Here is a 26,688-nt window from a genome sequence, read left to right on the forward strand (position 1 = left end):
CGCGTACGCGATCAATCCCGGCCAAAGCGATGCGCCCAAAGAGATGCACTCCAGAATCCAGCGAACGATCGCGGCTGCGGTCAGACGGCGAGAGAAATGGAGGACCCTATGGCGTCGTGGCGTGACGACAAGGCCCGGGCGACCCTGATCCGCGAAGCCGCGGGCAACGTGCAGCCGGGCAAGGCGCCCCGATCCTTTGCCGAGCATCTGTTCGGCCATACCAACCTTGAGGACCTCGCCAACTACGATGCGGCCTCCCTGGCCTTCCTGGCGGAACAGGCCTGGGAGCATGTGCAGCAACGCACGACGGGCCGTGCCGACATCCGTGTCGTCAATCCGATGATGCCCGACGGGCGCGAGATTTCCGTGCTCGAAGTTCTCAACGACAACATGCCCTTCCTGTTCGATTCCACCATGGCGGAGCTCGCCGAGCGGGGCATCGAGGTCACGCTGGTTGCCCACCCGATCATCGCCGTGGAGCGCAACGAGCAAGGCAAGCTGGTGCATTTCTACGGCGAAGCGCTGCCCGAGGGAGCAAAGGGCGAACGCGAAAGCCTGATTCATTTCCACATCGCGCGCCTGGACGCCGATGCCGACCGCCAGAAGCTGATCGAGGGCCTGACCAGGACGCTTAACGACGTGCGCGCCTGCGTCGCCGACTGGCGGGCCATGCGCGCCCGGGTCGAGCAGGCGATCATGACCTTCCGCTCCAATCCGCCGCCGCTGCCGATCGACGAGGTCGCCGAAGCCAACCAGTTCCTGCAATGGCTGTGCGCCGACAATTTCACCTTCCTGGGCTTGCGCGAATATCGATTCTCGCCCGACGCCGATGCGCCGGACGACATCAGCACGGGCGAAGGCCTCGGCATCCTGCGTGATCCCGATGTGAAGGTTCTTCGCCGCGGCGCCGAAATGGTAGTCATGACGCCGGAAATCCGCGAATTCATGCGCGAGCCGACCGTCCTGATGGTGGTCAAGGCCAATGTGAACAGCCGTGTTCATCGGCGCGTCCGCATGGACTATGTCGGCATCAAACTCTATGCGCCCGACGGGCGGCTCGAGGGCGAGTTGCGCCTCGTCGGCCTGTTCACCTCGGGTGCCTATACCCGCTCGGCGCGGCAGATCCCCTATGTCCGCCACAAGGTCGAACAGGTGTTGCAGCGCGCCGGCTTCGACCCGGCCAGTCATTCAGGCAAGGCGGTCCTGCATATCCTCGAAGAGTATCCACGCGACGAACTCTTCCAGCTCGATGCCACAACGCTCTACAATTTCGTCATGGAAGTCCTGACGCTCTATGAGCGTCCCCGCGTGCGGGCGCTGACACGGGCCGACAAGTTCGACCGTTTCGTCTCCATCCTCGCCTTCATTCCGCGCGAGAAATACGACACCGATGTGCGCACGCGCGTCGGGGACTTCCTGGCGCAGGTCTATAAGGGGCGCTTGGCGGCCTCCTACGCTTCCTTCCCCGAGGGATCGCTTGCGCGCGTCCACTACATCATCGGGCGCTATGAAGGCAAAACACCTGTCGTCGAGCGCGCTGCGCTGGAAGCCGAGATCAGCACCATCGCCGCGACCTGGGGCGACAAGCTGAAGGCGGCGCTCGCCGCCTCCACCGACGGCATGCGAGCGCGCATGCTCGCCAACCGTTACGCCCAGGCGTTCACTGGCGGCTACACCGAGGCCTTCGGCACCTCGCAGGCGATTGCCGATATCGCCACCATCGAAAAGCTCACCCCGGCGCGACCGGTGGCGATTTCGGCCCACCGCATCGAGGGCGAGGACGATCCAACGCGCTTCGGTCTCAAGGTCTTCTCGCTTGGCGCGCCCCTGTCGCTGTCGTACCGGGTGCCGGTGATCGAACACCACGGCCTGCGCGTCGTCAACGAGCGCACCTATCAGATCGTGCCTCGCGCCGTGCCGGCGCCGGCGCCGGTATGGCTGCACGACATGACGATCGAGGCCAACGACGGCAAGCCGATCGTGATCAGCTCGGAATTCGGCCATCGCCTGGAAGCCTCCATCATGGCGGTGGTCGGCGATCGGGCCGAATCCGACGGATACAACGCCCTCATCCTGCGTACGGACCTGAGCTGGCGCGAGGTTTCAACCATCCGCGCGCTCTCCCGCTACCTGCACCAGATCCGCGCGCCGTTCAGCCAGGACTACATGTGGGAGACCTTGCGCAAGAACACCGCGATCACCGCCAGCATGGTCGCGCTGTTCCAGGCCCGCCTCGATCCGCGCCTCGCCGCCACCGAAGCCGAGCGCTCGGCACGTGAGGCGACCCTCCTCACCGAGATCGAGGAGCAACTCCAATCCGTCGCTTCGCTCGACGAAGACCGCATCCTGCGCCGCTTCACGAATCTGGTGCAGGCAACCATCCGCACCAATCTGTGGCAGATCGGCCAGGACGGACATCCGCGTCCGGTGATCTCGTTCAAGTTCGACGCGCGCAAGATCGAGGACCTGCCGGCCCCGCGGCCGCTCTACGAGATCTTCGTCTATTCGCCGCGTGTCGAAGGCATTCATCTGCGCTTCGGCAAGGTCGCACGCGGCGGGTTGCGCTGGTCTGACCGGCCGCAGGACTTCCGCACCGAGATCCTCGGCCTGGTCAAGGCCCAGCAGGTCAAGAACGCCGTGATCGTGCCAGTCGGCGCCAAGGGCGGGTTCGTGCCAAAACGCCTGCCGCCACCCGCCAATCGCGACGCCTTCATGGCCGAAGGCACCGAAGCCTATCGCATCTTCGTTCGCTCCATGCTCGAACTCACCGACAATTTCGACGGCGACGTCATCGTGTCGCCCGACTCCACCGTGAGGCACGACGGCGACGACCCCTACCTCGTCGTCGCCGCCGACAAGGGCACCGCCACCTTTTCCGACATCGCCAACGCGATCTCGACCGAGAAGAACCATTGGCTCGGCGATGCCTTCGCCTCCGGTGGCAGCCAGGGCTATGACCACAAGAAGATGGGGATCACGGCGCGCGGCGCCTGGGAGGCGGTGAAGCGCCACTTCCGCGAGCTCGGCACCGACATTCAGACCATGCCGTTCACCGCCGCCGGCGTAGGCGACATGTCCGGCGATGTGTTCGGCAATGGCATGCTGCTCTCGCCGGCGACCAGGCTGGTCGCGGCTTTCGATCACCGCGACATCTTCATCGATCCCTCGCCCGACCCGGCCGTCAGCCACGCCGAACGCCTGCGCATGTTCAACCTGCCGCGGTCGAGTTGGCAGGATTACAACAAGGGGCTGATCTCGCAAGGCGGCGGCGTGTTCTCGCGCTCTCTCAAGGCGATTGCGCTCGCTCCGGAAGTGCGCAGCCTGCTTGATCTCGACAAGCCGCTAGCCACGCCGTTCGAGGTGATGACGGCGATTCTGAAAGCGCGCGTCGACCTGCTCTGGTTTGGCGGCATCGGCAGCTATATCCGCGCGTCGGGGGAAAGCGACGATCAGGTCGGCGATCGCGCCAACGATCCGATCCGCGTCACCGGCTCCGATATCCGCGCCCGGGTGATCGGCGAGGGCGCCAACCTTGGCGTGACCCAGCGCGGCCGCATCGAAGCCGCGCAGAAAGGCGTCAAGCTCAACACCGACGCGATCGACAATTCGGCCGGCGTGAACACCTCCGACGTCGAGGTCAATATCAAGATCGCGCTGGCGCGCCCCGAGCGCGAGGGACACCTCAGTGCGGCTGACCGCAACACCCTGCTGGCGGCGATGACCGACGAGGTCGGCGCCCTGGTGCTACGCAACAATTATCTGCAGACGCTGGCGCTTTCTCTGGCCGAACGCAAGGGCTTGGCAGAGACCGGCTTCCTCGCGCGCCTGATGCAGTCGCTCGAGCAGCGCGGCCTTCTCAGCCGCGCCGTGGAATTCCTGCCCGACGACGCGGCGATCGCCGAACGCGCCCGGCGCGGCCAATCCCTGACCCGGCCGGAACTTGCCGTGCTGCTCGCTTACGCCAAGCTGACGCTTTACGACGATCTGCTCGCCGCCAGCGTGCCTGACGATCCGTATCTTGCCCGCGAATTGTCTCAGTACTTCCCGCGCGAGCTTGAGGACAAATTCCCCGCTGCAGTGGAGCAGCATCGCCTTCGGCGGGAGATTATCGCCACCAGTCTCGCCAATGCCGTCATCAATCGCGGCGGCCCGGCGTGTGTCGTGCGCCTGATCGACGAGACGGACGCCGAGGTGTCGACCATTGTCATGGCCTTCGTGGCGGTGGATGAATCCTACGGTCTGAAGCGGCTGAACGACGCAATCGATGCGCTCGACACCCGCATCGACGGGCAATTGCAACTTACCCTCTACGCGGCGATTCAGGATCTCCTGCTCTCCCGAATGGTCTGGTATGTGCGCAACGTCGATTTCAAGGCCGGTCTGGACCCGGTCATCGCGCGCTTCGGCCCGAGCATCCGCGAGATCGTCGCTGGACTCGACAAGACCCTTCCGGAGGACATGCAGGCCGGACGCAGTAAACGACGGCAGGACCTGATCGATGCCGGCGTCCCAGCCGACCTCGCAGGCGAGATCGCCGATCTCGACGCCTTGGTCTCGGCACCGGATATCGTGACGGTAGCGGAGCGCACCAGCCGGACCATCGGCGACGCCGCCGCTACCTTCTTCGCCGCCGAGGCTAATTTCCGTCTCGATCGCCTTATCGCCGCGGCACGCAGCGTCCCGGCCAACGATAATTACGAACGTCTCGCCATTGATCGCGCCATTGACCAGATTGCAGCCGCCGAAAGAAGACTGGCTGCGGACATGCTGGCGACCGGCCAATGCGGCCAGGAGGCAGCCGGGAACTGGCTGGCGGCTCACCCTGAAGCGACGCGCATCCGCCGCTCGGTCGAGGAGATTGTGGCCAGCGGCCTGACGCTCGCGAAGCTGACGGTGGCGGCGAACCTGCTCGGGGATATGGTGAAGGGCTGAGTAAGGCGCTCACGATGAGCGATTCGGGATATGAGAACTCGTAGATATATGAGCACTCGTAGAGCGTCGGTGCGTGTGGGAAACCGGGTTTCGCCAGCAGACGCTTAGCGATCGGGCCCCTCGCGCTCCCCGCGCTGGAGCGGCCTCACATCCTCACCGCGCCTCATGGTGTCCAGCCGCCGTCGCACGACTGCAAATCACTTCGAGCGCAAAACTTCACTCATCCAATTTCTTGCTCAGTTCAGGATCGAGCTTGTTCCGGTCGACAGACTGATAGAACGTGATGGGTCTGCATTTTCCCTCGAAATCGGCCAGGACGATGGCCGTCCACGGATTCGTGGTCTCGCCCGAATTGTCGCGGAGGTCCGGCATGACCTTGCGAGCTGCGATCACATACCAAGCGCGACCAGTCGTTGCGGCCTTCGCAGCCGCAGCGAACTCATCCAGTATTCCGCGCAGGTTTTTGCGCATTTCTTCTTCAGTGTCTCCGCGGAGGTATTTTCGAGACGACTTTCCCGCTTCTCCGTACTCATGATGAATGTTCAACTGCAGTCGGGCATCGTCCACTTCGATCTTGGTCACCCGTATCGCCGCGCCGCCTTCGCGAAGATAGTCTCGCACCCGGACATCGCAGGCCAAAAATCTGTCCGCGGGCGGCTGAGCGACGCTCCCTGCAGGGTTCTTTTTTCGAGGAGCAGCATCCGCAGGCGTCGTGGCGATGGCGGTGCTGAAGAGCGCCGCGGCAAGCACGACTGGAAGAGGGATACTCATGAGTGCGCTGCCAATATGGTATTTTTAGAACGACTGGCCGCAGCGTTGGTTCCGTGGCCCGGCCAGGTCGGAGCGGTGCTGAAGGTCCGGAAAAGCGGACGGCGGCGCCTCGGGAACTTTTTCCTCAACACAGCCTTGTTTATAATATCGTTCTACAAGAACGGGACCTTACGGAGGCGGCTGTCTCGACCGTCGGCAGGTCATGGACACGATTCTCATCAAGATCTTCGCCACGGCGCTGGCCTTCAGCCAGGTCACTACCCGGCCGGATGCAGTCAAGACCGAGTTCGATGCGGTGCGTGACCGCTTCGAGGTGGCGCAGCTTTTGAATGCCGGCTGCGCCCACATGCGCAAGGCTTTCGACATCGAGGACATCAACCTCGACGATCTGATTGCCACTGCCATGGATGACAAGGAGGCACTGAGCAGCGAGATCAAGGCGCTCAAAGGACTGAACCTGGCCGACCTCCACGTGACCTACAAGGAGTTCTGCAAAGTCGAAAAAGTTGAACGATCGCCGGTCGATCTCGGTCAGGTCATCGCTTTCTACAACAGCGCGGTGAAGGATCTGCCCGACGCCGTGCAGCTCAAGCACCTCAGGCTTCCTGGCACCAGCGTAGTCCTCGACAACAAGCGCGAACGCCTTGCCGAGATTTACGAACCGAACAATCGCCGCGTCTGGGTCACGCTTGCGGATATCCCAGAAGAGGTGCGCAACGCATTCATCGCCGCGGAGGACAGGCGTTTTTTCCAACACGCGGGCATTGACGAGCGCGGACTGGTCCGCGCCTTCATCGGCAACTTCACGCAGCCGGGCCGGCCGCAGGGCGGCTCAACCATTACACAGCAGGTCGCGAAGAATCTGCTGGTGGGCAACGACATCACTTACGAAAGAAAACTGCGCGAGATGATCGTCGCCTCGCGGATGGAGCGCGCCCTGACCAAGGCGGAAATCCTCGAGCTCTATCTCAACTCGATTTATCTCGGTCGCGGAGCCTGGGGCATCGAGATGGCGGCGCGCAGCTATTTCGGTAAACCAGCCAAGGCGCTCTCCGCCGTCGAGGGCGCGCTACTCGCCGGGCTCGCCAAGGGACCGAACTACTTCAATCCTGACCGCCACCCTGAGCGCGCGCGCGAGCGCCTTGCCTACGTGCTTGGCCGCATGCAGAACGACGCGATGATCGACGCCGCCGCGGCGCAAGCAGTATTGCCGCAGCTTGTCGAGTACCGGCCGACGCGACGGGACTTCGGCTTTCACTTCGTCGATCAGATCGCCCGCGAGGCAAAGGTGGTCGCAGGCCTCGATACTCTCACCAAATCCTCCTACACGGTGCGCTCGACCGTCAACTCGGCCTTGCAGCGCACAGTCGAAGTAACATTGCAGGAGGGCCTCGCGCGGTACGAGCTGAACACCAATCGGTACAAATTTGAGGGACCCGAGGCGAACATTTCCAATGCTGTCCGTCTGAGTGCGGCTGACCTGAGGGCCACGGAACCGGCCTGGCTCGTGGCGTTGAAGACGACGCGGCTACCTCTCTATGACGTTCACTGGGAATCGGCGGTCGTCCTGGAGAATACGCGTGGCAAAAGCGGCCATGCGATCAACGTCGGTCTGACCGATGGAAGCATCCTGCCGCTGAACACCTGGAGCGCCGCGATCCGGCGCAGTCTCAAGCCGTACGACGTGATCTACGTGCAGGTGCGCAAAGCCAATGCTAAGCAAGCGGCGCGTGCCGATCTGCGCATTCGACCGACCGTGCAGGGAGCGGCACTCGTACTCGAGAACGAAACCGGCCGCATTCTCGCGATGGCGGGCGGCTTTTCCTATCCGGCGAGCCAGCTCAACCGCGTCGTTCAGAGCCTGCGGCAACCCGGCTCCACCTTCAAGCCGCTGACCTACCTCGCCGCCCTTCGGAAGGGATTGCAGCCGAACACGCTGGTGCTGGACGAACCTCTGACGCTGGCACCGATCGGGGCGGCGGCCTCCGGCCAGCGCGGTTTCTGGTCGCCGAAGAACTATGACGGCGGCGCTTCGGGCGCCATTACACTGCGGAGTGCGCTGGAAAACTCCCGGAATCTCGCCACCGCGCAACTGCTCGCGACCGGTCTCGCCGACAGCGCCGAGCGAGGCCTCGACCAGGTCTGCTTGCTCGCGATGGAAGCGCAGCTCTACAAAGAATGCATGCGCTACTACCCGTTCGTGCTCGGTGCCCAATCGGTGCGGCTCATCGACCTTGCGGCGTTCTATGCAGCGATCGCCAACGAAGGCGCACGACCCCAGCCCCATGCGATCGAAACGATCGAACAGGACGGCCGCCCAATCTACCGGCACGATCCGCATGCGCTGTCCTGGATCGGCTTCGCCGACCGCGCATCATTTTACCAGTTGAAATCAATGCTGCAGGGCGTGCTCGCGCGCGGAACTGCGCGCGGAGTGAAGCATCTCTCGCCCTATGCCGGCGGCAAGACTGGTACCACCGATAATTCGGCCGATGCCTGGTTCGTCGGTTTCACAAATGACGTTACCATCGCCATCTGGGTCGGCTACGACAATGGCGACGGCGGGCGCCGCACCCTTGGGCGCGGCCAGACCGGAGGAAAAGTGGCGCTGCCGATGTTCGAGCCGATCGTGCAGGCAGCCTGGGAGCTGCACGCTCCCAAGACGGCGTTGAACGGCCCTTCGCGCGAAGCTTTGCATCAGCTCGTTGCTCTGTCGATCGATCCCCATACCGGCGATCCTGCACCGGCCGGCTCCGGGCGCGCTTTCACCGAGTACCTCAAGAGGGATCCGTCGGGCAGAATCGATGATACGCAATTTCGGATCGTCTCGCGTGCAGAAAGCTACGCCCATCGTGGCAGTCATGACGGAGACGACGGGCCATTCCAGCCGTGGTCCTACGATAATCGCCATTACGGCGATAACCGGCGGCCCTTTCAATTCCCGAACTGGCGTCTTGGTCCGCGCGAGTATCCCTCCTGGCGCGGATATCCCGATGACGAGGACCGCCTCCCGCGACCGCCGCTCCGAGTCGATCCCGATTATTTCTCGCGGCGGCTGAATTGAGTATTGATGCCATGAGACTGCATCGTGCCGCTGCCCTCATCGCCGCCTGCGTGGCCACTTGCGCGGGCGCGGCCGCGCAGGAATTCCAGCTGGAGGACGTGCCCGCAGCCGCCAGCATTCCGATCGCCCAGATCAAACCTCGCACAGTCATCTTCGCTGACCAACGCAACGACAAACTCGCCGATTCCGCGACGGGACTTATTCCTTTCGACGATTGGGCCCGCTCGCGTCCGGTTCAGCGGCGCTTCCTCTCGCTCTTCCCGAGCTTCGTTGAGCCCACGCTCAACCAACAAACGAAGCTGACGCTCTCGGTCTACCAGGCGGAGGCGCGGTTTCGACTTCCAAGACCGGCAGCGGCACTGGATCTGTCGCGGTATGCGAACGTCGCGTTCCTCGAGCAGATCGATCCGGCGGTCAAGCACCGGCCGATCACGGCGGGCGATGCTGTTCCCAACAAGGACACGGGTGTCGCCGCGCACAACCGTCCGCCGAATCGCCGCTGGTGCGAGGACGCGAAGGCGATCTGCGTGCAGTCCCGCTACATGTTCGAAGGGAAAATTCCGGCGGGCATTCACCTTGCCAACAAGCTGCGCGAGGAGAGCAAAAGGCCCATTCCAGATTTCATCGAGTTCCAGAGTGAGATCGGGCTGGTCACGCAGCCGCACCTTGCCGAGCTGCCGAGCCTGACAGGACTCGACTCCACAGTCACCGGTGGGCTCGAGCAGAACATCTTTTGGGTGAACCAAGTCATCCAGTTCGGCAAGCTGCTTGCGATCCTGCAACAACATCCGACCGAGCGGGACGCCGCCATCGCGACGGTCTACATCCTGATTGTGGTCAGGAACGACGTGCTGAACAAGCAAAGGGAGTACAGCAAAACACCCGTTCTGCGAAACCTCGTGCCCGCGCAACTGCTCATGGGCAACAGCTCCTTCAACAGCGGCGATTCGCTGAGCGCCGGCCTACCGAAATACGCCAGAAGCCGCATCAAGGCGATCGCCGACATGATGGAGCGGGAATGAGCAGATCGTGTGCGGCGACGAATGGACGCCGGTGTGGTGAAGGACTGAGTAAGCGCGCTCACAAGCGTTTCGTGCGTTGCGATGACACTCTTGGTTAGCCCGACCACTCCTCGCCCCAGACCTGGACGACGTGGCCCGGGCTGACCTCGCGGTACTGGCGAACCGGAGGCTGGTAGTCGGGGGCGCGCACCGGACTTTTGATTTCCTCGTTGGATACACCGCGCTTCTCGGCGCGGCGCGCAGGATCAGGGATCGGTACGGCCGCCATCAGCTTCCTGGTATAGGGATGCTGCGGATTCCCGAACACCGCCGCGCGGGGTCCAATCTCGACAATTTCGCCGAGATACATGACGGCGACACGGTGGCTCATCCGCTCGACCACCGCGATGTCATGGGAGATGAAGAGATAGGCCAGACCCATGCTCGCCTGAAGGTCGAGCATCAGATTAACCACCTGCGCCTTGACCGAGACGTCGAGCGCCGAGACCGCCTCGTCGGCGATGATCAGCCTGGGCCCGAGCGCCAGCGCGCGGGCGATGCAGATGCGCTGGCGTTGCCCGCCGGAGAACTCGTGCGGAAAGCGCGACGCCATATCTGCTGTCAGTCCGACGCGAGCCAACAGATCGGCAACCTTGTCGCGCGCCTGCGACGAAGAAGCCAGTCCATGGGCATAGAGCGGCGCGGCGACCGCCGAGCCGACCGACATGCGCGGATTGAGACTCGCGAACGGATCCTGGAAGACGATCTGCATGCGCTTGCGCAACGCACGCAGGGCCCAGGCGCCCATGCCGAGGACATCCTCGCCATCGACCAGCACGGAGCCGCTGTCCGGCTCGACGAGCTTGAGGATGGATCGGCCCGTCGTCGACTTGCCGCAGCCGGACTCACCGACAAGCGCCAGTGTTTCGCCGGCGTGCACGCTGAAGGATATGTTCTCCACCGCATGGACGCGGCCCGAGACCTTGCCGAACAGGCCGGAACGGATCGGAAACCGCGTGGTCAGGTTGGCGACGTCGAGCACCGGCCGCTCTGATGCGGCGACCGTATCGGGCGTCTCCGTCGGTTCATCCGACGTTCCCGTCACCTTGTCGACGATCGGAAATCGCATCGGCCGCGCCCGCCCTTCCATGGAGCCGAGACGCGGCACGGCGGAGAGAAGCGCGCGGGTATAAGGATGCGAAGGCGCGGCGAAGATCCGTGCGGTGCTGTCAGCCTCCACCGCCTGTCCGTCATACATCACCACGGTGCGGTCCGCGATCTCGGCCACCACGCCCATGTCATGGGTGATGAAGAGGATCGCCATATCCTCTTCTTCCTGCAGAACCTTGAGCAGCTCGAGGATCTGCGCCTGGATCGTGACGTCGAGCGCGGTGGTCGGCTCGTCGGCGATGAGCAGCTTCGGCCTGCAGGCCAGCGCCATGGCGATCATCACGCGCTGGCGCATGCCGCCGGAGAAGCGGTGCGGATGTTCGTGGAAACGCGACTTCGCCGCCGGGATGCGGACCCTCTCGAGCAGACGAACGGTCTCGGCCTCGGCCGCCGCGCGCGACATGCCCCGATGGTAGATCAGCGCTTCGGCGATCTGGAAGCCGATGGTCAGCACCGGATTGAGGCTGGTCATCGGTTCCTGAAAGATCATGGCAACTTCATTGCCGCGCACATCCTGCATGGTCTGTTCAGGCAGCGTCAGGAGATCGCGGCCCGCGAGCTTGATGCTGCCCTCGATGCGGCCGCTTTCCTGCGGAATGAGCCGCATGATCGAGAGCGCGGTGACGCTCTTGCCCGAGCCAGATTCCCCGACGATCGCCACCGTCTCTTTCGCGGCAACGTCGAACGATACGTTGCGGACGACGGGAATCCATTGCCCATCGCGGATGAACGAGGTGGTCAGACCCGCGATCGACAGCACCGGGGCCTGTGCTGCTGCGAACGAACCCGTTGCCTGGGGCGGCTTTGCGCCGGTGGCGAGAGGGTCAGGTCCGCTTGGGCCAATACTCATCCTGAAGCTTTCAATGCACGGTTTCAGTAGCCGCGTTTACGATCGACACGACCCGGCAAGGTTTCACCGCGGCGGTGGCGACCGATGGTTTCGAGTACGAATTCAACCGCCGTTTCCGGCGTCGTCATGCTCGCAATATGCGGTGTGAGGAGAATGCGCGGATGGCTCCAGAACGGGTGGCCTGCCGGCAGCGGCTCCTGTTCGGCGACGTCGAGAACGGCTGACGACAACAGGCCGCGCTCCAGAGCCGCAATGAGGTCTGCCTCGACCAGATGCCCGCCCCGCCCGACATTGACGAGTTGAGCACCACGCGGCAGCGCCTCGAACAAACCAGTATTCAGGATGCCGCGGGTTTCATCGGTCAGCGGCAGCAGGCAGACAAGGATGTCGGTCTGCGCGAGGAAATCGGGCAATGTCTCCCGGCCGGCATGGCAAGTGACACCCTCTATGCTGCGCAGGGAGCGGTTCCAGCCGGCAAGCGGAAAACCGAATGGCTTGAGCCGTTCAAGCACCGCCTGACCGAGCAGACCGAGGCCCATCACGCCGACGCGCCGTTTCGCCGCCGGCGTGATCCGGATCTCGCGCCACGTCTGCTGCCGCTGCTGGGCGATGAAGTGCACGAGATCGCGGTGCAGCGCGAGCACGGCCATGGTGGCGTATTCAACCATGCTCTCCGTGATGCCGGGCTCCAGCATGCGGATCAGCGGAACATGGGGTGGGAGCTGCGAGAAATCGAATTGATCGACCCCTGCTCCGACCGAGAAGACGAGCTCGAGATTGCGAAAGGTTGCGGCGATGTTTTCCGGCGGGCTCCACACCGCCAGATAGCGCACCTCTGCCGGATCGCCGACATCGGGCCAGAGCCGGAACGGCAGCTCCGGGGCGCGCGCCGCAAAATGGCGGGCCCATTCGAGGCCGCGGGTCGCGTTCGCCTTGTAAAGGAATGTCATGGCGCGGGCCCGATCCGATACCACTAGAACAGGCTGACCGGCGCCAGCGGCCGGCCGTCGATCAGGCGCGTATGGCTGTAGGCCGCCGGATCGACCAGTGGCGTTTCGCCCGTGACGAGGTCGGCAGCGAGCTTGCCGGCTGCCGGGCCAATGCCAAATCCATGACCGCTGAAACCGGTCGCGAGAAAAAAGCCCGGCAGGGAGTCGACGGGAGAAATCACCGGAATGGTGTCGGGCGTCGTATCGATTGTGCCTCCCCAGGCCTCCGCGACTTCGATGCCCTTTAAATCAGGGTTTGACTTGATCAGCGCCGCGAGCGCCGAAGTGACCAGCGACATATCAGGCGCGGGATCGCGCACCCGCTCGGTCTCGAACGGCGAAGGCTTGTCGAGGCTCCAGTTGGTGCCGCGCATGATCTGATCGAAGAACGACTTTCCGAACGACAGCTTCAGTCCCTTGCGGCGCTGCTTGTAGGTCGGCCAGAAGGTTTTGGCATAGCGAAACAGATCCGGCGACACTTCCACCGTGCCGCGCCCGCGCAGCGCCAGCGTGAAGCCGCCATCGAGGCGGCGGCGAATGCAATAGAAGTCGGTGCCGAGCGCGCCCATCGTGATTTCCGGCGCCGGCGTGGTGCGGCACGCGGTGGCGTTGACGAGGCCGATCGGCAGCTCGATGCCGTGGCGCCGGCAGAACAGCGACGACCACGCCCCTCCCGCCAGCAGCACGGACTGCGTGCGAATGGCGCCCTTCTCGGTGACGACCGCGCTCACCTGTCCGCCCTGGGTTTCGAGCCCGCGCGCGGCGCAGCCCTGGTGAATCGTCACACCGTGCTTGCGCGCGGCGGCCGCGAGCGCCGGCACCGCCATCGAAGGCTCGGCGCGCCCGTCACTCGGCGTGTGCAAACCGCCGACCCAGCTATCTGCATTGCCGGGCACGCGCTCAGCGACCTCGGCCGCCGACAAGACGGTTGAATGAACCTGCTGTTCGCGGGCGATCTCGGCCCACTTCTCCCAAGCGGCCAGTTCCTGCGGGTTCTTGGTCAGGAACAAGACACCGGTGCGCCGAAAGCCGGCATCGACGCCGGCGTCGTTCTGCATGTCCTCCCACAACCGCAGCGCCTCGCGGGCCAGCGGGATCTCGGCGCGGGCACGGCCCTGCTGGCGGCACCAGCCCCAGTTGCGGCTCGACTGCTCCGCGCCGACATACCCCTTCTCGATCAGCGCGACGGAGTGTCCTTTCTTCGCCAGATGATACGCCGCCGAAACGCCGATGACGCCACCGCCGATGACGACAACATCGGCTTGCGCCGGCAAGCGTTCGTCGCTCGTGATGCGGCTGAGTGGCGGGGACATGAGACTCTCCTGACAGTAAAGTTTATGGACGCCCGTACGGGCTTCATGGGATGTTCATGCGCGGATCGAGCGCGTCGCGCAGTCCGTCGCCGAGGAAGTTGAAGCTGGTCACGGCCAGCGTGATGGCAACGCCCGGCGCAATCGCAAGCCAGGGCGCACTCGTCATATAGATTTGCGCATTGTTGAGCATGTTGCCCCAGCTCGCGGCCGGCGGCTGAATGCCGAATCCGAGGTAGCTGACATAGGATTCGAGCAGGATCGCCTTGGCGACGTTGAGCGTGGCCGCAACCACGATCGGCGCCATTGCGTTGGGCACGAGTTCGCGGAACATGATCCGCAGGTTAGACGACCCGAAGGCGACGGCGGCGATCGCGAACTCGCGTTCGCGAAGCGAACGGACCTGCGCTTCGACAACGCGGGCGACGCTCATCCACGCCGTGGCCGCGATCAGCAAGGTGGTGGTCATCAAGCCCGGCTCGGTGAGCGCCGCGAGCGCCAGCAGCAGAAAGATCGCCGGAAAGCACAGCACGGCATCGACGAACCGCATCAGCACGGCGCCGATGACGCCGCCATAGAAGCCCGCGAAAGCGCCGACAAGGATCCCGACCGCCATGGCGATGGTCATGGCGACGATGCCGATGGAGAGCGACACGCGACCTCCCATCATCAGCCGCGCCAGCACGTCGCGGCCAAGTTCGTCGGTGCCAAGGATGTGGGCCCCCGACAACGGCGGCGCGAACCGCTTCATGATGTCGATAAAGGTGTCGTCGAACGGCAAAAGATAAGGGCCGAACGCCGAACCCAGCACGAGGATGACGATGGTCACCGCACCCGCCAAGGCCAGCTTGTGACGCCGGAAGCGCTGCCAGGCGGCTTGGCCAGGAGCAAGTTGGACGGTCTGCAAGGCTGCGGTGCCCATCGCCTATCCCACCCTGATCCGAGGATCGACGACGGCATAGAGGATGTCGGCGAGAAGCGAGCCTATCAGCACCATCATGGCCGAAAACATCAGGATGCCCATCACGACCGGATAATCGCGATAGCCGATGGAATCGAGGAACAGCCGGCCCATGCCGGGCCAGGTGAACACGGTCTCGGTGACCAGCGCGCCGCCGAGCAATGTCGGAAACTGGAGGCCCGCAACTGTTATCATCGGCAGCAGGGCGTTGCGCAAGGCATGCACGGTCAGGATGCGCCACTCCGGCATCCCCTTGGCGCGCGCCGTGCGGATGTAATCCTGGTTGATGACCTCGAGCATGGAGGAGCGCATGAAGCGTCCCCAGATGGCGGTCTCGACAAGCGCCAGCACGACGGCCGGTGCGATCAGATGATGCAGGAGATCGAGAAATGAGCCGTCACCGATCGTATGCCGGTTGCCGGACGGCAACCAGCCGAGCTTCACCGAAAACAGATAGATCGTGACGAGCCCAAACCAGAACGTCGGAATGGAGAGCGCGATCATGGCGCCGACAGTTGCCAGCGAATCGAACAATGAATAGCGGCGCACGGCGCCAAGCACGCCGATCCAGCAGCCGAGCAGAACCGCGATGAGGGTCGCGGTCGCCATCAGTTCGAGCGTGGCGCCGAGATGCGAGCCGATGACGGACAGCACCGCCTCGCCGTCCCGATAGGAACGGCCCCAGTCGCCCCTGACCATGCGGCCGAACCAGTCGAGATACTGGATCGGAAGCGGACGATCGAGGCCCAGCTGCTTGGTGACGCGATCGAGATCCTCCTGCGTCATTTGCGCCGAGGCGGCGAATTGCGAGAGCGGGCCGCCCGGCGCCAGATGGAGGATCGCAAAGCCGAGCGCCGAGACGATCACCAGCAACATGATCGCCTGCATCAGGCGATTGGCGACGTAACGGGCCATTCAGGCAGTCCCCCGGATCAGACGCGTCAGGTCCAGTACCATTCGCGGATGTTCCAGCAGTTGGACGAAGCGTTGATGTTGTGCCGGAAGCCTTGCAATCCGTCCTTGACGCCCTCGGTGATGGTGCCCTGGAACAGCGGCAGCACCGCGAGGTCGTTGCGGATCAGCTTCTGAAGGTCGCCATAGATCGCCTTGCGCTTTGCAAGATCGAACTGCTTGGCACCCTCGGCGAGCAGCCGGTCGGCCTCCGGGCTCTGGTATTGATAGGTGTTGAAGCCGCGTCCGCCTTTGGCCGGAATGGCGCCCGAGCCGAAGCGCGGCGTCACGTCCGGATCGCTGCCCAGCATGAAGTTCACCGACACCAGGACCGAGTTGAACTTCGACTGCTGCCAGAACTCGCCCCAGATGACCGCAGCCGGCATGTTGTTTACGCGCATCGCAGCGCCGATCGCGCGCCAGTCCTGAATCAGCAGTTGCTGGGTTTGTTCGCGCACGGCGTTGCCGGACGTGGTCGAATTGGTGAATTCGAGCTTGACGCCGCCCTTCTCGCGGATGCCGCCTGCGCCGCGGACCCATCCCGCCGCATCGAGCAGCGCATTTGCCTTCGCCGGATCGTAGCTGTGCTGCGGCAGGCCCTGCTGGAACGACCAGGCCTGTTGCGGCACAAAACTCTCGGTCTGCGTCGGCAAGCCGTAATTGAGTGCGTCGATGATCGCCTTCTTGTTGATCGCGAGATAAAGCGCCTCGCGCACCGTGCGGTCGGTGAACGGACCGAAATCCAGGTTCGGCGCGACATGCTCCACCGAGGCCGTCGACGACACGAAAATCTTGCGGCCACGCAGCGTTTTCGCCTCTTGCACGAAGTTCGGCAGGATTCCCTGCAAGCCCGTGTAATCGACCTGGCCGGTGCGGAACTGGGTGTACAGGACGGTCAGGTCCGGGATGTATTTGAAGACGACGCGCTCCAGATAAGGCCCTTTGCCATGGTAGCCGGTGTGGGCGTGCAACAGAATGTGGTCGCCAGGCACGCGTTCGCCCCAACGGAACGGTCCGGTCCCGACCGGCGCATTGTGGAACGGCGAGCTGTTCGGATCCGACACCTTCTCCAGAATGTGTTTGGGCACCATGCAGGTCAGCGACAGGATCGACATATAGGGCGAATACGGCGCCTCCATGCGCCAATGAACCTCGTCGGGCGCGACGACCTTGATGTCCTTGACCAGGTTATGGCCGACGCGGTTGCGCGCGCGGAAATCCGTGTTGTTGATCAGCTCAAGGGAGAACTTGACGTCATCAGCCGTAAACGCCGTGCCATCATGCCACTTGGCGTTACTGCGCAGCTTGATCTTCCAGGTCAGACCGTCGGCCGACAGCCCGCCGTTCTCGATGGTGGGGACTTCGCGGGCCAGGTCAGGAACGAAGTTGCCATCAGGATCGATGAACCACAGCGGCGAGAAGACTTGCCACCAAACGCCCTGATCGACCTCGATACCGGGCATCAGGGGATGAAAGACGGTCGGCTCCTGCGACAGGGCCGCGATCACCTGCCCGCGTGGCTTGGCGGGCGGATTGCCTGGACGTTCCGTCTGCGCAAATGCCGAGGCCGTAGCACTCAGTCCCGCTGCAGCGCTCGCGCCAAGCAGCATGAACTGTCGGCGGTTCGGTATGCCGAAGGCCGAGTTGCCCAATGCGGGAATGTCGAATTTGCCCGTTTCGTCCGCCATGACCGTCTCCGTTTTCGCGCGCGGCACCGATCCCCCGTGCCCGATCTCGAAAACCCGGCAACGCAGAGGTTAGCTGAGCTTTAGTACGTCTAATTATTTGCATCCAAATTTCATCATAGCTAAATAAACGAGTCAATCCTATTGATGGTATGCTCCGATTATTCGATGCAATTGATCGCCGCTTGGGACGGTGGGTGAGAAACGGTGGGCTGCGAGACGATGCACGGGAGAGCGACATGGGCCGCGTGAGCGTTCCGAAGAACGCCCAGACGATCGAAAACGATGACGCGGTCGATCAGCGGCGGCTTGGCGAGACCGTACGGCTGCTGCGCCAGCGCGCAGGCTTCTCGATTCAGGACGTCGCCAAACGTACCGGCCTGTCCACCGGCATGATCAGCCAGCTCGAACGCGCGCTCGCCATGCCGTCCGTGCGCACGCTGCGTCTTCTCAGCATCGCTCTCGATGTGCCGATCTCCTATTTCTTCGGAGCAACCGACGCCGGCGAACCCCAGCGCTATATCGTGCGGAAGAATGATCGGCGGCTGCTTCGGCTCACCGCCAGCGGCGTCGTCAAGGAAGCGCTCACCCCTGCCGAGGAGGGTGAACTCGAACTCTATGAACTCACGCTCAACCCCGGCGGCTCGTCGGGCACCGACTTCTTCCAGCACACCGGTGAAAAGGCTGGCTACATATTGTCGGGCAGCCTGCGTCTGTGGCTCGACCACGAAGCCCATGTCCTGGAGGCGGGCGATAGTTTCCGCTTCCCGAGCATCGTGCCGCACATGTTCGACAATCCGACGCAGCAGGTAGCGCGCGTCATCTGGGTAACGACGCTGCGCCGAACCGATCCGCCTGCCGGTTGAAGTTCGGTGCGGCCGCTTACGTCGCGCGGTCCGCGACGCCTCACGCGATTTTGCGCAAAATGGAAAACCAGCATGGCGTGGCGAGCTGCTGATGCGGCCTGTGATCAGCGGCATGGCGCTCCCTAGGGGAATCGAACCCCTGTTTCAGCCTTGAGAGGGCTAATACATACAGCTCGCCGCGTTCGCTGGCGTTCGCCCACGTTCGTACAAGCCTCAGTAATCACTCGTTTAACTGGACACTGGCGTCCTTACGCGTTCGTGGGCGTTCGCTGGCGTTAGCGCACGTCAACTGGACACTTACTGGATACGCGGCTAGACTTGTTTGCAACCGCAATGAGAGCAGCCGCCATGGTTAGACGTTTGAAAAGCGCAGCGCTGGATTCACGCAATGCGCGCTTGGACCTAAAGCAGAGCAAGAAGCCGCGTTTCGAGTCGGTCGGACAGGGGTTGTCCGTGGGTTACCGCCGCACCAAGACAAACGGCACGTGGATCTTCCGCAAGTCCGACGGCAAAGGGGGAATGAGTACGAAGGCAATCGGAGTTGCCGATGACTACGTCGAGGCCGACGGTGAGACGGTGTTGAGCTACTGGCAGGCAGTCGACAAAGTCAGAGAGTTGGGGAGACCCAGCGGCTCAGCGCCCGGCTCGATCACCGTCAAGGAAGCGTTCGACAACTATCTTCCGACCTTGGAAGCAAAGAACGCACGCAGCGCGCATACCACCAAGGGTCGCGTCAACAAGCATATCCTCCCGCGTTTGGGCACGTTCAGGGTAGTGGATCTCACGAAAACCCAACTGGACGGCTGGAAGGCGTCGCTCGTGAAGAAATCGGACGACAAGGAAGCCGTCCGAAAATCGAAGGACTCGGCCAATCGGGTTCTCAGCATGCTGAAGGCGTTTCTCAATCATGCCTGCGATGACGAGGCCAACGCGATTCCCAGCGATCAGGCGTGGCGCAAAGTGAAGCCATTCAAAGACGTCGCCCGTCCCCGGGAAGTCCGATTTTCCCCGCCTCAGGCTCAGAAACTGATCAATACGATCGAGGATGCCAAATTCGCCAGACTGGTCGAAGGCGGATATGCAACAGGCGGTCGCTACGAAGAGTTGACCGGCGCGAAAGTCGCGCACTTCGACGGGGCCGGCGGGTTTCTGACCGTTTCGGGTAAAACCGGATCGCGCCCCATCATCCTCCAGACGAGTGCCGTAAAGATGTTTTCCCACATCACTGCCGGTCGTCCTGCCGATGCATTCATCTTCGAAAAGAAGGACGGAGCGCGATGGAAACCGTCCGATCAAGTCCGCCCCATGAAGAAGGCCATCCAAAAGGCGAAGCTCGATCCGAAGGGCTGTTTTTATGCGCTCAGGCACGCATATATCTCGGAGGCCATCGAAGAAAACGTTCCGCTCACCATTATCGCCGACAATTGCGGAACCAGCGTCAGGATGATTGAGCAAACATACGCGAAGGTTCTGTCCGAAAAGAAACGCAAGTATATCGAGCAAGGCGCTCCCAAGCTGCAATCCCAGGGCTTCTAATATGGACGAAATAGAAAAAGCACCGAACATGATCCCGCAGGGGGCGATCCGGCTGAGCGAGGCGTTTGAGGACTTGTATCGGCATCTTACCCCGGACTGGAGAGACCTGGCGGAGCGAAGCGTTCAATGGGAGGAAATACCTCCCGATCCGCAAGAGGAATCCTCTTTGGAAAATCCTTATCCAGCCGTGGTCGTAGCGGCCGATCGCGCGGAGAGCATTTTTCGATGGGCTCTCAGGGACGGCGATTTACGTGCATACATTCACAACATTCAAACCGGCGTTGACCTCGAGCTCGATCCTCGAGAGTGGGCAAAATCCGGAGAGCAAGTGGGAATCAATTTCGACTACACCGGTTCGCAAATGCCTGGTCCAGACTGTTCGCTCAATGGAATGCGGCAACCCGTCTTCCTCCTGCGAGAGGCCTTCGAGCGGTGGATGGCGCAAACGGTGGGTGCCGGGTCACTCGATTCACCTGGAACGCTCGGCCGGCTCAGCCGGGATGATACGGGCAGGGTATTAGCGACCCGTGCGTTCTCTGTCGAAGACGTGATGGAGCGGACCGGCTTGTCTAAGACCAAATTCTACGAGGAAAAAGATCGCGGCAGACTGCGCGCAAGAAAATGTGGTACCCGCACGTTGATTTTGGAAACAGACCTAGACGAATTTCTCAATAACCTTGAAGAAGCTCCCACTGGGTCAAGCTGATGACAACCCGTTAGGTAAGCTCAAAGCTCGCGTTGACTTGCGCGCCACTCGATCGTCCAAGTGCGCGCTATGTGGCGCTGAACGAAATGCCCCACAGCGGACAACAGAAATAAAGCGCGGTGATTGTCGGCGAAGGGTGGCAAAACCGGTCATGGGCCGACGCATACTCCGTTCTGCCCTCCTAAGGGACATCCCAGCGAGCGGCTGCTTTGCGCCAACAGCGGTCATTCGCTCATCGGACGTTCTGGAACTTGCATGCACGCTAACTGATAAGGTCTCTACTCTTTCCTACTCAGTCCAGCAGCGGTTCACGGTTTCGGCTCGAACCGCATGGACTTGACGATGCGGTCCCTGACGGGGCCGGCGAGATCGACCTTGACGGCCCAGTCGCCGTGCATCTCAAGCAGGATGCGCGCGCGGTAGGTCCCCGCCGCGCTGTCGGGAACGGCCTTGACCGGCTTGACGTTGTGGGCCATCGGCATCGACGGCATATCGGCGCCGACCGTCACATCGACGCCGGTCAGCGCCGCCCCGCTTCGCTGGTCCGACAGCTTGATGGCGCAGTCGTATTCGAGCGACTTTGCGGTGGCCGCGCAACTCACCTCCGCCTTGGCCTTGACGCCGGCGGCCAGTCCGCTCCCGGACAAAACCATCGCGACGAGCAGCGAAAGCAGGAAACCCGGTACGGCGATCATGACAGCTCCTTTCCGAGGACAGTGTCGTTTGCGGGCGAAGGCCGCGGCCGGCGGCGAACCGCGCGCCGGATCCGGTGCACCAGCTGCTCGTCAAGCAGCCCGCGCGGGCGGACGATCAGCAGCACCGCCACCAGACCGCCGAACACGATCATGCGATAGCCGGCAAACCAGCGCGTCGACTCCAGCAGCCCGATATCGATGACGACGCCGAGCAGCGGCCCGAACGCGGTGCCGAGGCCGCCGATCAGGCCATAGGCAAGGCTGTGCACGCCGAGCATCACGTCGAAGATGGCGGGCTCGACATAGGTGGTGAGATGCGCATAGAGCCCGCCGCCGAGACCGGCGATGGTGCCGGCAAGGCAGGCCGCCGTCAGCTTGACCGGGACCACCGCGACGCCCTGCGTGGCGGCGAGCAGATCATCCTCCCCGATCATGCGAAAGGCGGTGCCAAGCCGCGATCGTTCGAGCAGAAAGAGGCCGAACAGGGTGGCGCCGAGCAGTCCGTAGATGATCAGCATGAACTCCGTCGCGCTGACGTCGTTCTCGAAGATGTAGCGGATATTGCGGAAACCCTCGATGCCATTTGGTCCGACCAGTTCGCCGTCGCGTACGATTTGATAGCGGAACAGTTCGAACAGAATCCGCACGGCCTCCGCGAACGCCAGCGTGGCGATGGCAAACTGCAACCCGTGCAGCCGCAGCGTCGGCAGCCCGACCAGCAAGGCGGCGGCCGCACCCGTCGCAGCGCCCGCGCCGAGCCCGAGGGCGAACGGCAACTGCCACATCGCCGTGACGATGCCGGAGGTGTAGGCGCCGATGGCGAAGAAGGCCTGCTGGCCGAAGGAGATTTCCCCGGTCAACAGCAGCAGATAGGCCGACAGCGCGACAAAGGAGATCACGCCGATGTTGGAGACGATGCCGATCAGGTGGTCGTCCATCGATCACCTCCGCGCTGGCCCATACCCCTGCGGACCGCCGTGGTGCCGAGGATGCCGCCCGGCCGCAGCACCAGCAGCACGAACAGAACGGCATAGGCGGCGAGATCGCGCACCTGCGGCCCAAACAGGTTCTGGCTGTGGGCCTCGATGACGCCGAGAGCGAGGCCGCCGACAATCGCCCCGGGAATCGAGCCGAGCCCGCCGATCATCATGGCGATCAGCCCCTTCAGCGTCGCCCACATCCCGAGCATCGCGGTGACCTGCTGATTGGCCGACAGCACGAGAAAGCCGGCGACGCCGCCGATCGCCGACGCCAGCGCAAAAGCCTTGAGCATGGTGCGCTCGACATCGATCCCGGAAAGACTCGCCGCGAGGCTGTTTTCAACGATCGCGCGCAAGCCCAGACCAAACCGGGTGCGATACAGCAGCAGAGTGAGGGCAGCCGACATCGCAAGCATCGCGGCCAGCATGATGAGGTAGTCGGGGCGCACCACGAATGGACCCAGCGACCAGAGTTCGCCGCCGGTCAGCGACGGGAACGGATAGCTGTGACGCGGCAGCATCAGCAGGCTCGCCTGCTCGAGCTGCATCCAGATCGCGAAGCTCGAAACCATCGAGGCAACGCCGGCGCCGACGCCGAGCGGCGCGAAACAGAGCCGCTCGACATAGATTCCGGCCATCACCGAGCCTGCGACCGCGACGATCGCCACGACATAGGTCGGCGGGCCGAACTTGATGTAGAGCAGCGTACCGAGATAGGCCCCGATCATGATCGAGGGGCCATAGCTCAGGTTGAGCCGACGCATGACGCCGAAGATCAATGCGAAGCCGAGCGCCAGAAGCCCGTAGGAGGAACCAACCATCAGACCGTCCAGCGTGGTCTGGATGAAGGGGATCATGCGCGCGCCGATCCGATCAACCGGCCGAACGGCGCGTGCCGAGATAGGCGCGCTTGATGACTTCGTCCTCCGCCAGTTCGCCGGGATTTCCGGAGAATGTCACGCGGCCCTGTTCCATGAGATAGAAATGGTGCGCGACCTGCAGCGCCAGATGGGCGTTCTGCTCGACCAGGAAAATCGTCACGCCTTCCCGGTTCAGTTCGGCGATGATGCCGAAGATCTCCTTGACGACAATGGGAGCGAGGCCGAGCGACGGCTCATCCATCAGCAGAAGCCGCGGACGCGACATCAGCGCGCGCGCCACCGCCAGCATCTGCTGCTCGCCGCCGGACAGCGTTCCGGCCAGCTGCTCGCGCCGCTCCTTCAGGCGCGGAAAGCGCGCATACATCCGCTCGATGTCGGCGGTGACCTCACCGGAATCGTTGCGCTGGTAGGCGCCGGCCAGCAGGTTCTCGCGCACGCTCATCTGCGGGAACACCAGCCGGTTCTCCGGGACCAGCGCGACGCCGTTGCCGACGATGCGGGCCGGCGAAAGGCCGACAAGTTCGCTCCCCTCCAGCCTGATCGAGCCCTGGCGCGGCTTCAGGGCTCCGGCGATCGACATCATCAGCGTGGTCTTGCCGGCGCCGTTCGGCCCGAGCAGGCAAGTGATGCGGCCCTTGGCGGCGCTGAGCGAGACGCCCTTCAGCGCCTCGATCTTGCCGTAAGCCGTGACGACGTCGGCAATCTCGAGCATCGCCTCCATCACGCCGCCTCCGCCACGCCGAGATAGGCTTGCTGCACCAGCGGATTGGTCTGCACTTCGTCCGGCGTTCCCTCGGCGATCTTCTGGCCGAAATTGAGAACCGCAATTCGATCCGTCACCGCCATCACCAGCTCCATGTGATGCTCGATCAAGAGGGTCGTCAGGCCATCCTGCTTCAGCTTGCGGATGCGGGCGTCGAGCTGGTCGATCTCCTCGGCGTTCATTCCGGCGGCCGGCTCGTCGAGCAGCAGCAGCGCCGGCTTTGCCACGACCGCGCGGGCGAGTTCGAGGCGGCGCTGTTCGCCGAACGCGAGATTGCCCGCGAGTTCGTCGCGCTTGCCCGACAGATCGGAAAACTCGAGGATCCGGTCGATTTCCTCGCGCGCGCGGCCCGGACCGCCAAGCCAGCGGCGCAGGAAGCCCTCGCTGCGGTGTTCGGTCGAGTTCTGCGCCACCCATAAATTCTGCCAGACGCTGAGCTGGCCGAACAATCTGATGTTCTGAAATGTGCGGGTAACTCCGCGCGCCACCCGCACATGCGAGGCCAACCCGGTGATGTCCTCGTCGCGCAACAGCACCTCTCCTGCCGTGACTGGAAACAGGCCGCAAACGAGATTGACGACCGTCGACTTGCCGGAGCCGTTCGGCCCGATCAGGCCAAACACCTCGCCCCTGGGAACACGGAGGTCGAGGCCGTCGACGGCGCGCACGCCGCCGAAATGTTTACTCAGCCCCTTGAGTTCGAGCATTGCCCGGCTCCTTGTTGCTAGTCCGCATGCGCTTGACCGCGGCGATCGTCGCCGCATCGATAAGTCCGCGCGGCCTGACATTCATGGCGAGCAGAATGAGGCCGCCGAACAGCAGGTTGCGCCAGTCGCCGAGGAAGCGCAGCCCCTCGATCAGAAAGCCCTGTACGAAGACCACGGCGATCAGGGTCCCGAACACGCTCGAGAGGCCGCCAAGGATGGGATAGGCGATGGCGAAGGTGGCGAGCGCGACGCCGAACTGGGCGTGCTCGATATGGGCGGTGTAATGGGCGAAGATTCCGCCGCCGAGCCCGGCAATGAAGCCGCCGACCGTCATCGCCGCCACCTTGACCGCCGTCACATTGATCCCGGCGCTCTGGGCGGCGACTTCGTCCTCACCCACGGCGCGCAGCACGGCGCCGGCGCGCGAGCGATCCATCCACCACAGGCCCGCCATGACGAGCGCGACAAACAGCCAGATGAAGATCAGAACGTCGAGCGTCGACCAGCCATTCTCCGGGAAGAATCTGATCTGCCGGAAGCCTTCGCCGCCGGCGGGGCCGATCTTCACTTCGCCTTTCGCAACCTGATAGTCGAAGTTGAAGAAGAACAGTCGCACCGCCTCGCCGAACGCCAGCGTCGCGACCACCAGCATCAGGCCCTTGACGCGCAGCGCGGGGAAGGAGACCGCGCAGGCGGTGGCGCCGGCGACGAACGATGCGGCGGCGATCGCGGGGACGATGTGCCAGCCGGCCAGCACCGTCAGCATCGCCGCGACATAGGCGCCAATCGCGAAGAAGCCGGCCTGCGCCAGGCTGACCTGTCCGGTCAGCAGGACGCAATAGGCGGAAAGCCCCAGCAAGGTGTGGACGCCGACGATCTGGGCAAGCCCGAGATAAAAATCCATCCGGTCCCCTCAGTCCCGCCCGGCGGCGGGGGAGAAAATGCCGCCCGGCCGGAACACCAGAAACCCGAACAGCAGCAGCATGACATAGAGGTCGCGTTCGGTGACGCCGCGGAAGTACTGAAACAGGTTTTCGAATCCCCCGACCAGCAGGCCGGCGATGATCGCGCCGGGTATTGAGCCCAGTCCGCCGATCACGGTGACGATCAGGCCCTTGGTGGTCAGCGGCAGCGACAATAGCGGCGACAGCACGCCGATGGCGGCCCCGATCATGGCGCCGGCGATGCCGCCGACCACGCCGGTGATGACGAAGGTCAGACCGTTGATGCGTGGAATCGAAATTCCGCACAGCTGCGCCGCAACGGGCTGCTGCGCCACCGCGCGCGTCGCGATGCCGAGCTTGGTGCGGTAGAGCAGAACAAGTAGCAGCAGCATAGACAGGCAGCCCAGCGCGAACATGAACATCAGATCGCCGCGCAGGGTGAAAGGCCCGGCATTGACGATCACGTCGGAGAACAGCGCGGGATAGGGCACTGGGATGCCCACCGTCGCATGCACGATGATCTCGTCGATCAAGAGCAGCGCGCCTACCGTCGACATCAAAGTGGCGAGCGGATTGGCCTGGGGAATGAAGCGGAAGCAGACGACATAGATCATGAAGCCGATGATGCCACCGGCGAGGCCGGCCAGCAGAAATATGAAAATCGCCGGCGCCTTAACTACTGACAGGACGATCAGGCTGGCGTAGGCGGCGCCGATCGACGCCGCCGCGTAGGACAGGTTGATCTTGTGCATGACGCCGAACACCAGCGTGAAGCCGATCCCGAGCAGGGAATAGGTCGCGCCGAACAGAACGCCATCAGCAACCGATTGCAGCGTGTCGATGACGTCGAGATAGGACATGCCTTGGGTATCCAGGGTGGAGTTGAGCCATTTCGCGCCGAACAATTGGTCGCGCCGAACGACGGG

20 protein-coding genes and 1 tRNA gene are annotated in these 26,688 nt (G+C 63.3%); 6 read left to right on the top strand and 15 right to left on the bottom strand.

Features of this window, described 5'->3' with window-relative positions; all coding sequences use genetic code 11:
• The first annotated feature begins 96 nt into the window (after nt 1-96).
• The gene (locus JQ600_RS09035; protein ID WP_212390540.1) at nt 97-4,932 is read left to right on the top strand and encodes an NAD-glutamate dehydrogenase; all 4,836 of its coding nucleotides are present in this window, start codon (nt 97-99) and stop codon (nt 4,930-4,932) included.
• Nucleotides 4,933-5,148: 216 nt separating this feature from the next.
• Here JQ600_RS09035 and JQ600_RS09040 read toward each other — a convergent pair whose 3' ends face one another.
• Nucleotides 5,149-5,703, bottom strand: a complete 555-nt coding sequence (locus JQ600_RS09040) for a hypothetical protein (RefSeq protein WP_212390541.1) — start codon at nt 5,701-5,703, stop codon at nt 5,149-5,151.
• 202 nt (nt 5,704-5,905) lie between these two features.
• Between JQ600_RS09040 and JQ600_RS09045 the strand changes: the two genes are divergently transcribed.
• Complete coding sequence (locus JQ600_RS09045) at nt 5,906-8,767, top strand: penicillin-binding protein 1A (protein ID WP_212489782.1); 2,862 nt, start codon at nt 5,906-5,908, stop codon at nt 8,765-8,767.
• The gene (locus tag JQ600_RS09050; protein ID WP_212390543.1) at nt 8,764-9,789 is read left to right on the top strand and encodes a hypothetical protein; all 1,026 of its coding nucleotides are present in this window, start codon (nt 8,764-8,766) and stop codon (nt 9,787-9,789) included. The genes JQ600_RS09045 and JQ600_RS09050 overlap by 4 nt, the downstream gene beginning before the upstream one ends.
• Nucleotides 9,790-9,883: 94 nt before the next feature.
• Here JQ600_RS09050 and JQ600_RS09055 read toward each other — a convergent pair whose 3' ends face one another.
• From JQ600_RS09055 to JQ600_RS09080, 6 genes are read right to left on the bottom strand one after another with little or no spacing between them, the layout of a single operon-like run.
• Nucleotides 9,884-11,788: an ABC transporter ATP-binding protein gene (locus JQ600_RS09055; RefSeq protein ID WP_212489783.1), complete on the bottom strand. Its 1,905-nt coding sequence runs from the start codon at nt 11,786-11,788 to the stop codon at nt 9,884-9,886.
• Between the two features lie 23 nt (nt 11,789-11,811).
• The gene (locus JQ600_RS09060; protein WP_212390545.1) at nt 11,812-12,738 is read right to left on the bottom strand and encodes a glyoxylate/hydroxypyruvate reductase A; all 927 of its coding nucleotides are present in this window, start codon (nt 12,736-12,738) and stop codon (nt 11,812-11,814) included.
• A gap of 23 nt (nt 12,739-12,761) precedes the next feature.
• Nucleotides 12,762-14,090: an FAD-binding oxidoreductase gene (locus JQ600_RS09065; protein WP_212390546.1), complete on the bottom strand. Its 1,329-nt coding sequence runs from the start codon at nt 14,088-14,090 to the stop codon at nt 12,762-12,764.
• A 43-nt stretch (nt 14,091-14,133) separates the two neighbouring features.
• Nucleotides 14,134-15,009, bottom strand: a complete 876-nt coding sequence (locus JQ600_RS09070) for an ABC transporter permease (protein ID WP_212390547.1) — start codon at nt 15,007-15,009, stop codon at nt 14,134-14,136.
• Nucleotides 15,010-15,012: 3 nt separating this feature from the next.
• On the bottom strand, nt 15,013-15,963 hold the full coding sequence (locus JQ600_RS09075) for an ABC transporter permease (RefSeq protein ID WP_212390548.1): 951 nt from the start codon (nt 15,961-15,963) through the stop codon (nt 15,013-15,015).
• A gap of 26 nt (nt 15,964-15,989) precedes the next feature.
• Nucleotides 15,990-17,687, bottom strand: coding sequence for a peptide ABC transporter substrate-binding protein (locus JQ600_RS09080; RefSeq protein WP_212390549.1), 1,698 nt, complete (start codon nt 17,685-17,687; stop codon nt 15,990-15,992).
• 236 nt (nt 17,688-17,923) lie between these two features.
• Between JQ600_RS09080 and JQ600_RS09085 the strand changes: the two genes are divergently transcribed.
• Nucleotides 17,924-18,550 carry a cupin domain-containing protein gene (locus tag JQ600_RS09085; RefSeq protein WP_212390550.1) on the top strand — a complete coding sequence of 209 codons (627 nt, stop codon included), beginning with the start codon at nt 17,924-17,926 and terminating at the stop codon, nt 18,548-18,550.
• Between the two features lie 113 nt (nt 18,551-18,663).
• Here the strand turns inward: JQ600_RS09085 and JQ600_RS09090 are convergent.
• Nucleotides 18,664-18,762: transfer RNA gene (locus tag JQ600_RS09090), tRNA-Glu, on the bottom strand.
• 136 nt (nt 18,763-18,898) lie between these two features.
• Between JQ600_RS09090 and JQ600_RS09095 the strand changes: the two genes are divergently transcribed.
• Nucleotides 18,899-20,086, top strand: coding sequence for a tyrosine-type recombinase/integrase (locus JQ600_RS09095; protein ID WP_212489784.1), 1,188 nt, complete (start codon nt 18,899-18,901; stop codon nt 20,084-20,086).
• A 1-nt stretch (nt 20,087) separates the two neighbouring features.
• The gene (locus tag JQ600_RS09100; protein ID WP_212263322.1) at nt 20,088-20,792 is read left to right on the top strand and encodes a helix-turn-helix domain-containing protein; all 705 of its coding nucleotides are present in this window, start codon (nt 20,088-20,090) and stop codon (nt 20,790-20,792) included.
• 308 nt (nt 20,793-21,100) lie between these two features.
• Here JQ600_RS09100 and JQ600_RS09105 read toward each other — a convergent pair whose 3' ends face one another.
• The 7 genes from JQ600_RS09105 to JQ600_RS09135 are packed head-to-tail and all read right to left on the bottom strand — an operon-like array spanning nt 21,101 to nt 26,622.
• Nucleotides 21,101-21,487: a FixH family protein gene (locus JQ600_RS09105; RefSeq protein WP_212263321.1), complete on the bottom strand. Its 387-nt coding sequence runs from the start codon at nt 21,485-21,487 to the stop codon at nt 21,101-21,103.
• The gene (locus tag JQ600_RS09110) at nt 21,484-22,425 is read right to left on the bottom strand and encodes a branched-chain amino acid ABC transporter permease (RefSeq protein ID WP_212489785.1); all 942 of its coding nucleotides are present in this window, start codon (nt 22,423-22,425) and stop codon (nt 21,484-21,486) included. Before JQ600_RS09110 ends, JQ600_RS09105 begins: the two co-directional genes overlap by 4 nt.
• Nucleotides 22,410-23,324, bottom strand: coding sequence for a branched-chain amino acid ABC transporter permease (locus JQ600_RS09115; protein ID WP_212263319.1), 915 nt, complete (start codon nt 23,322-23,324; stop codon nt 22,410-22,412). Before JQ600_RS09115 ends, JQ600_RS09110 begins: the two co-directional genes overlap by 16 nt.
• A gap of 16 nt (nt 23,325-23,340) precedes the next feature.
• Nucleotides 23,341-24,069, bottom strand: a complete 729-nt coding sequence (locus tag JQ600_RS09120; protein WP_312017245.1) for an ABC transporter ATP-binding protein — start codon at nt 24,067-24,069, stop codon at nt 23,341-23,343.
• A complete protein-coding gene (locus tag JQ600_RS09125) occupies nt 24,069-24,818 on the bottom strand; it encodes an ABC transporter ATP-binding protein (protein WP_212489786.1) in 750 nt (249 codons plus the stop codon). The genes JQ600_RS09120 and JQ600_RS09125 overlap by 1 nt, the downstream gene beginning before the upstream one ends.
• Entirely contained in the window at nt 24,793-25,722 is a 930-nt protein-coding gene (locus tag JQ600_RS09130) for a branched-chain amino acid ABC transporter permease (protein WP_212263317.1), read from the bottom strand. Before JQ600_RS09130 ends, JQ600_RS09125 begins: the two co-directional genes overlap by 26 nt.
• Before the next feature lie 9 nt (nt 25,723-25,731).
• On the bottom strand, nt 25,732-26,622 hold the full coding sequence (locus JQ600_RS09135; RefSeq protein WP_212263316.1) for a branched-chain amino acid ABC transporter permease: 891 nt from the start codon (nt 26,620-26,622) through the stop codon (nt 25,732-25,734).
• Nucleotides 26,623-26,688 lie beyond the last annotated feature (66 nt).

It is taken from the genome of Bradyrhizobium sp. AUGA SZCCT0176, from assembly GCF_018130145.1.
In the GTDB taxonomy this organism is placed as follows: Bacteria; Pseudomonadota; Alphaproteobacteria; order Rhizobiales; family Xanthobacteraceae; genus Bradyrhizobium.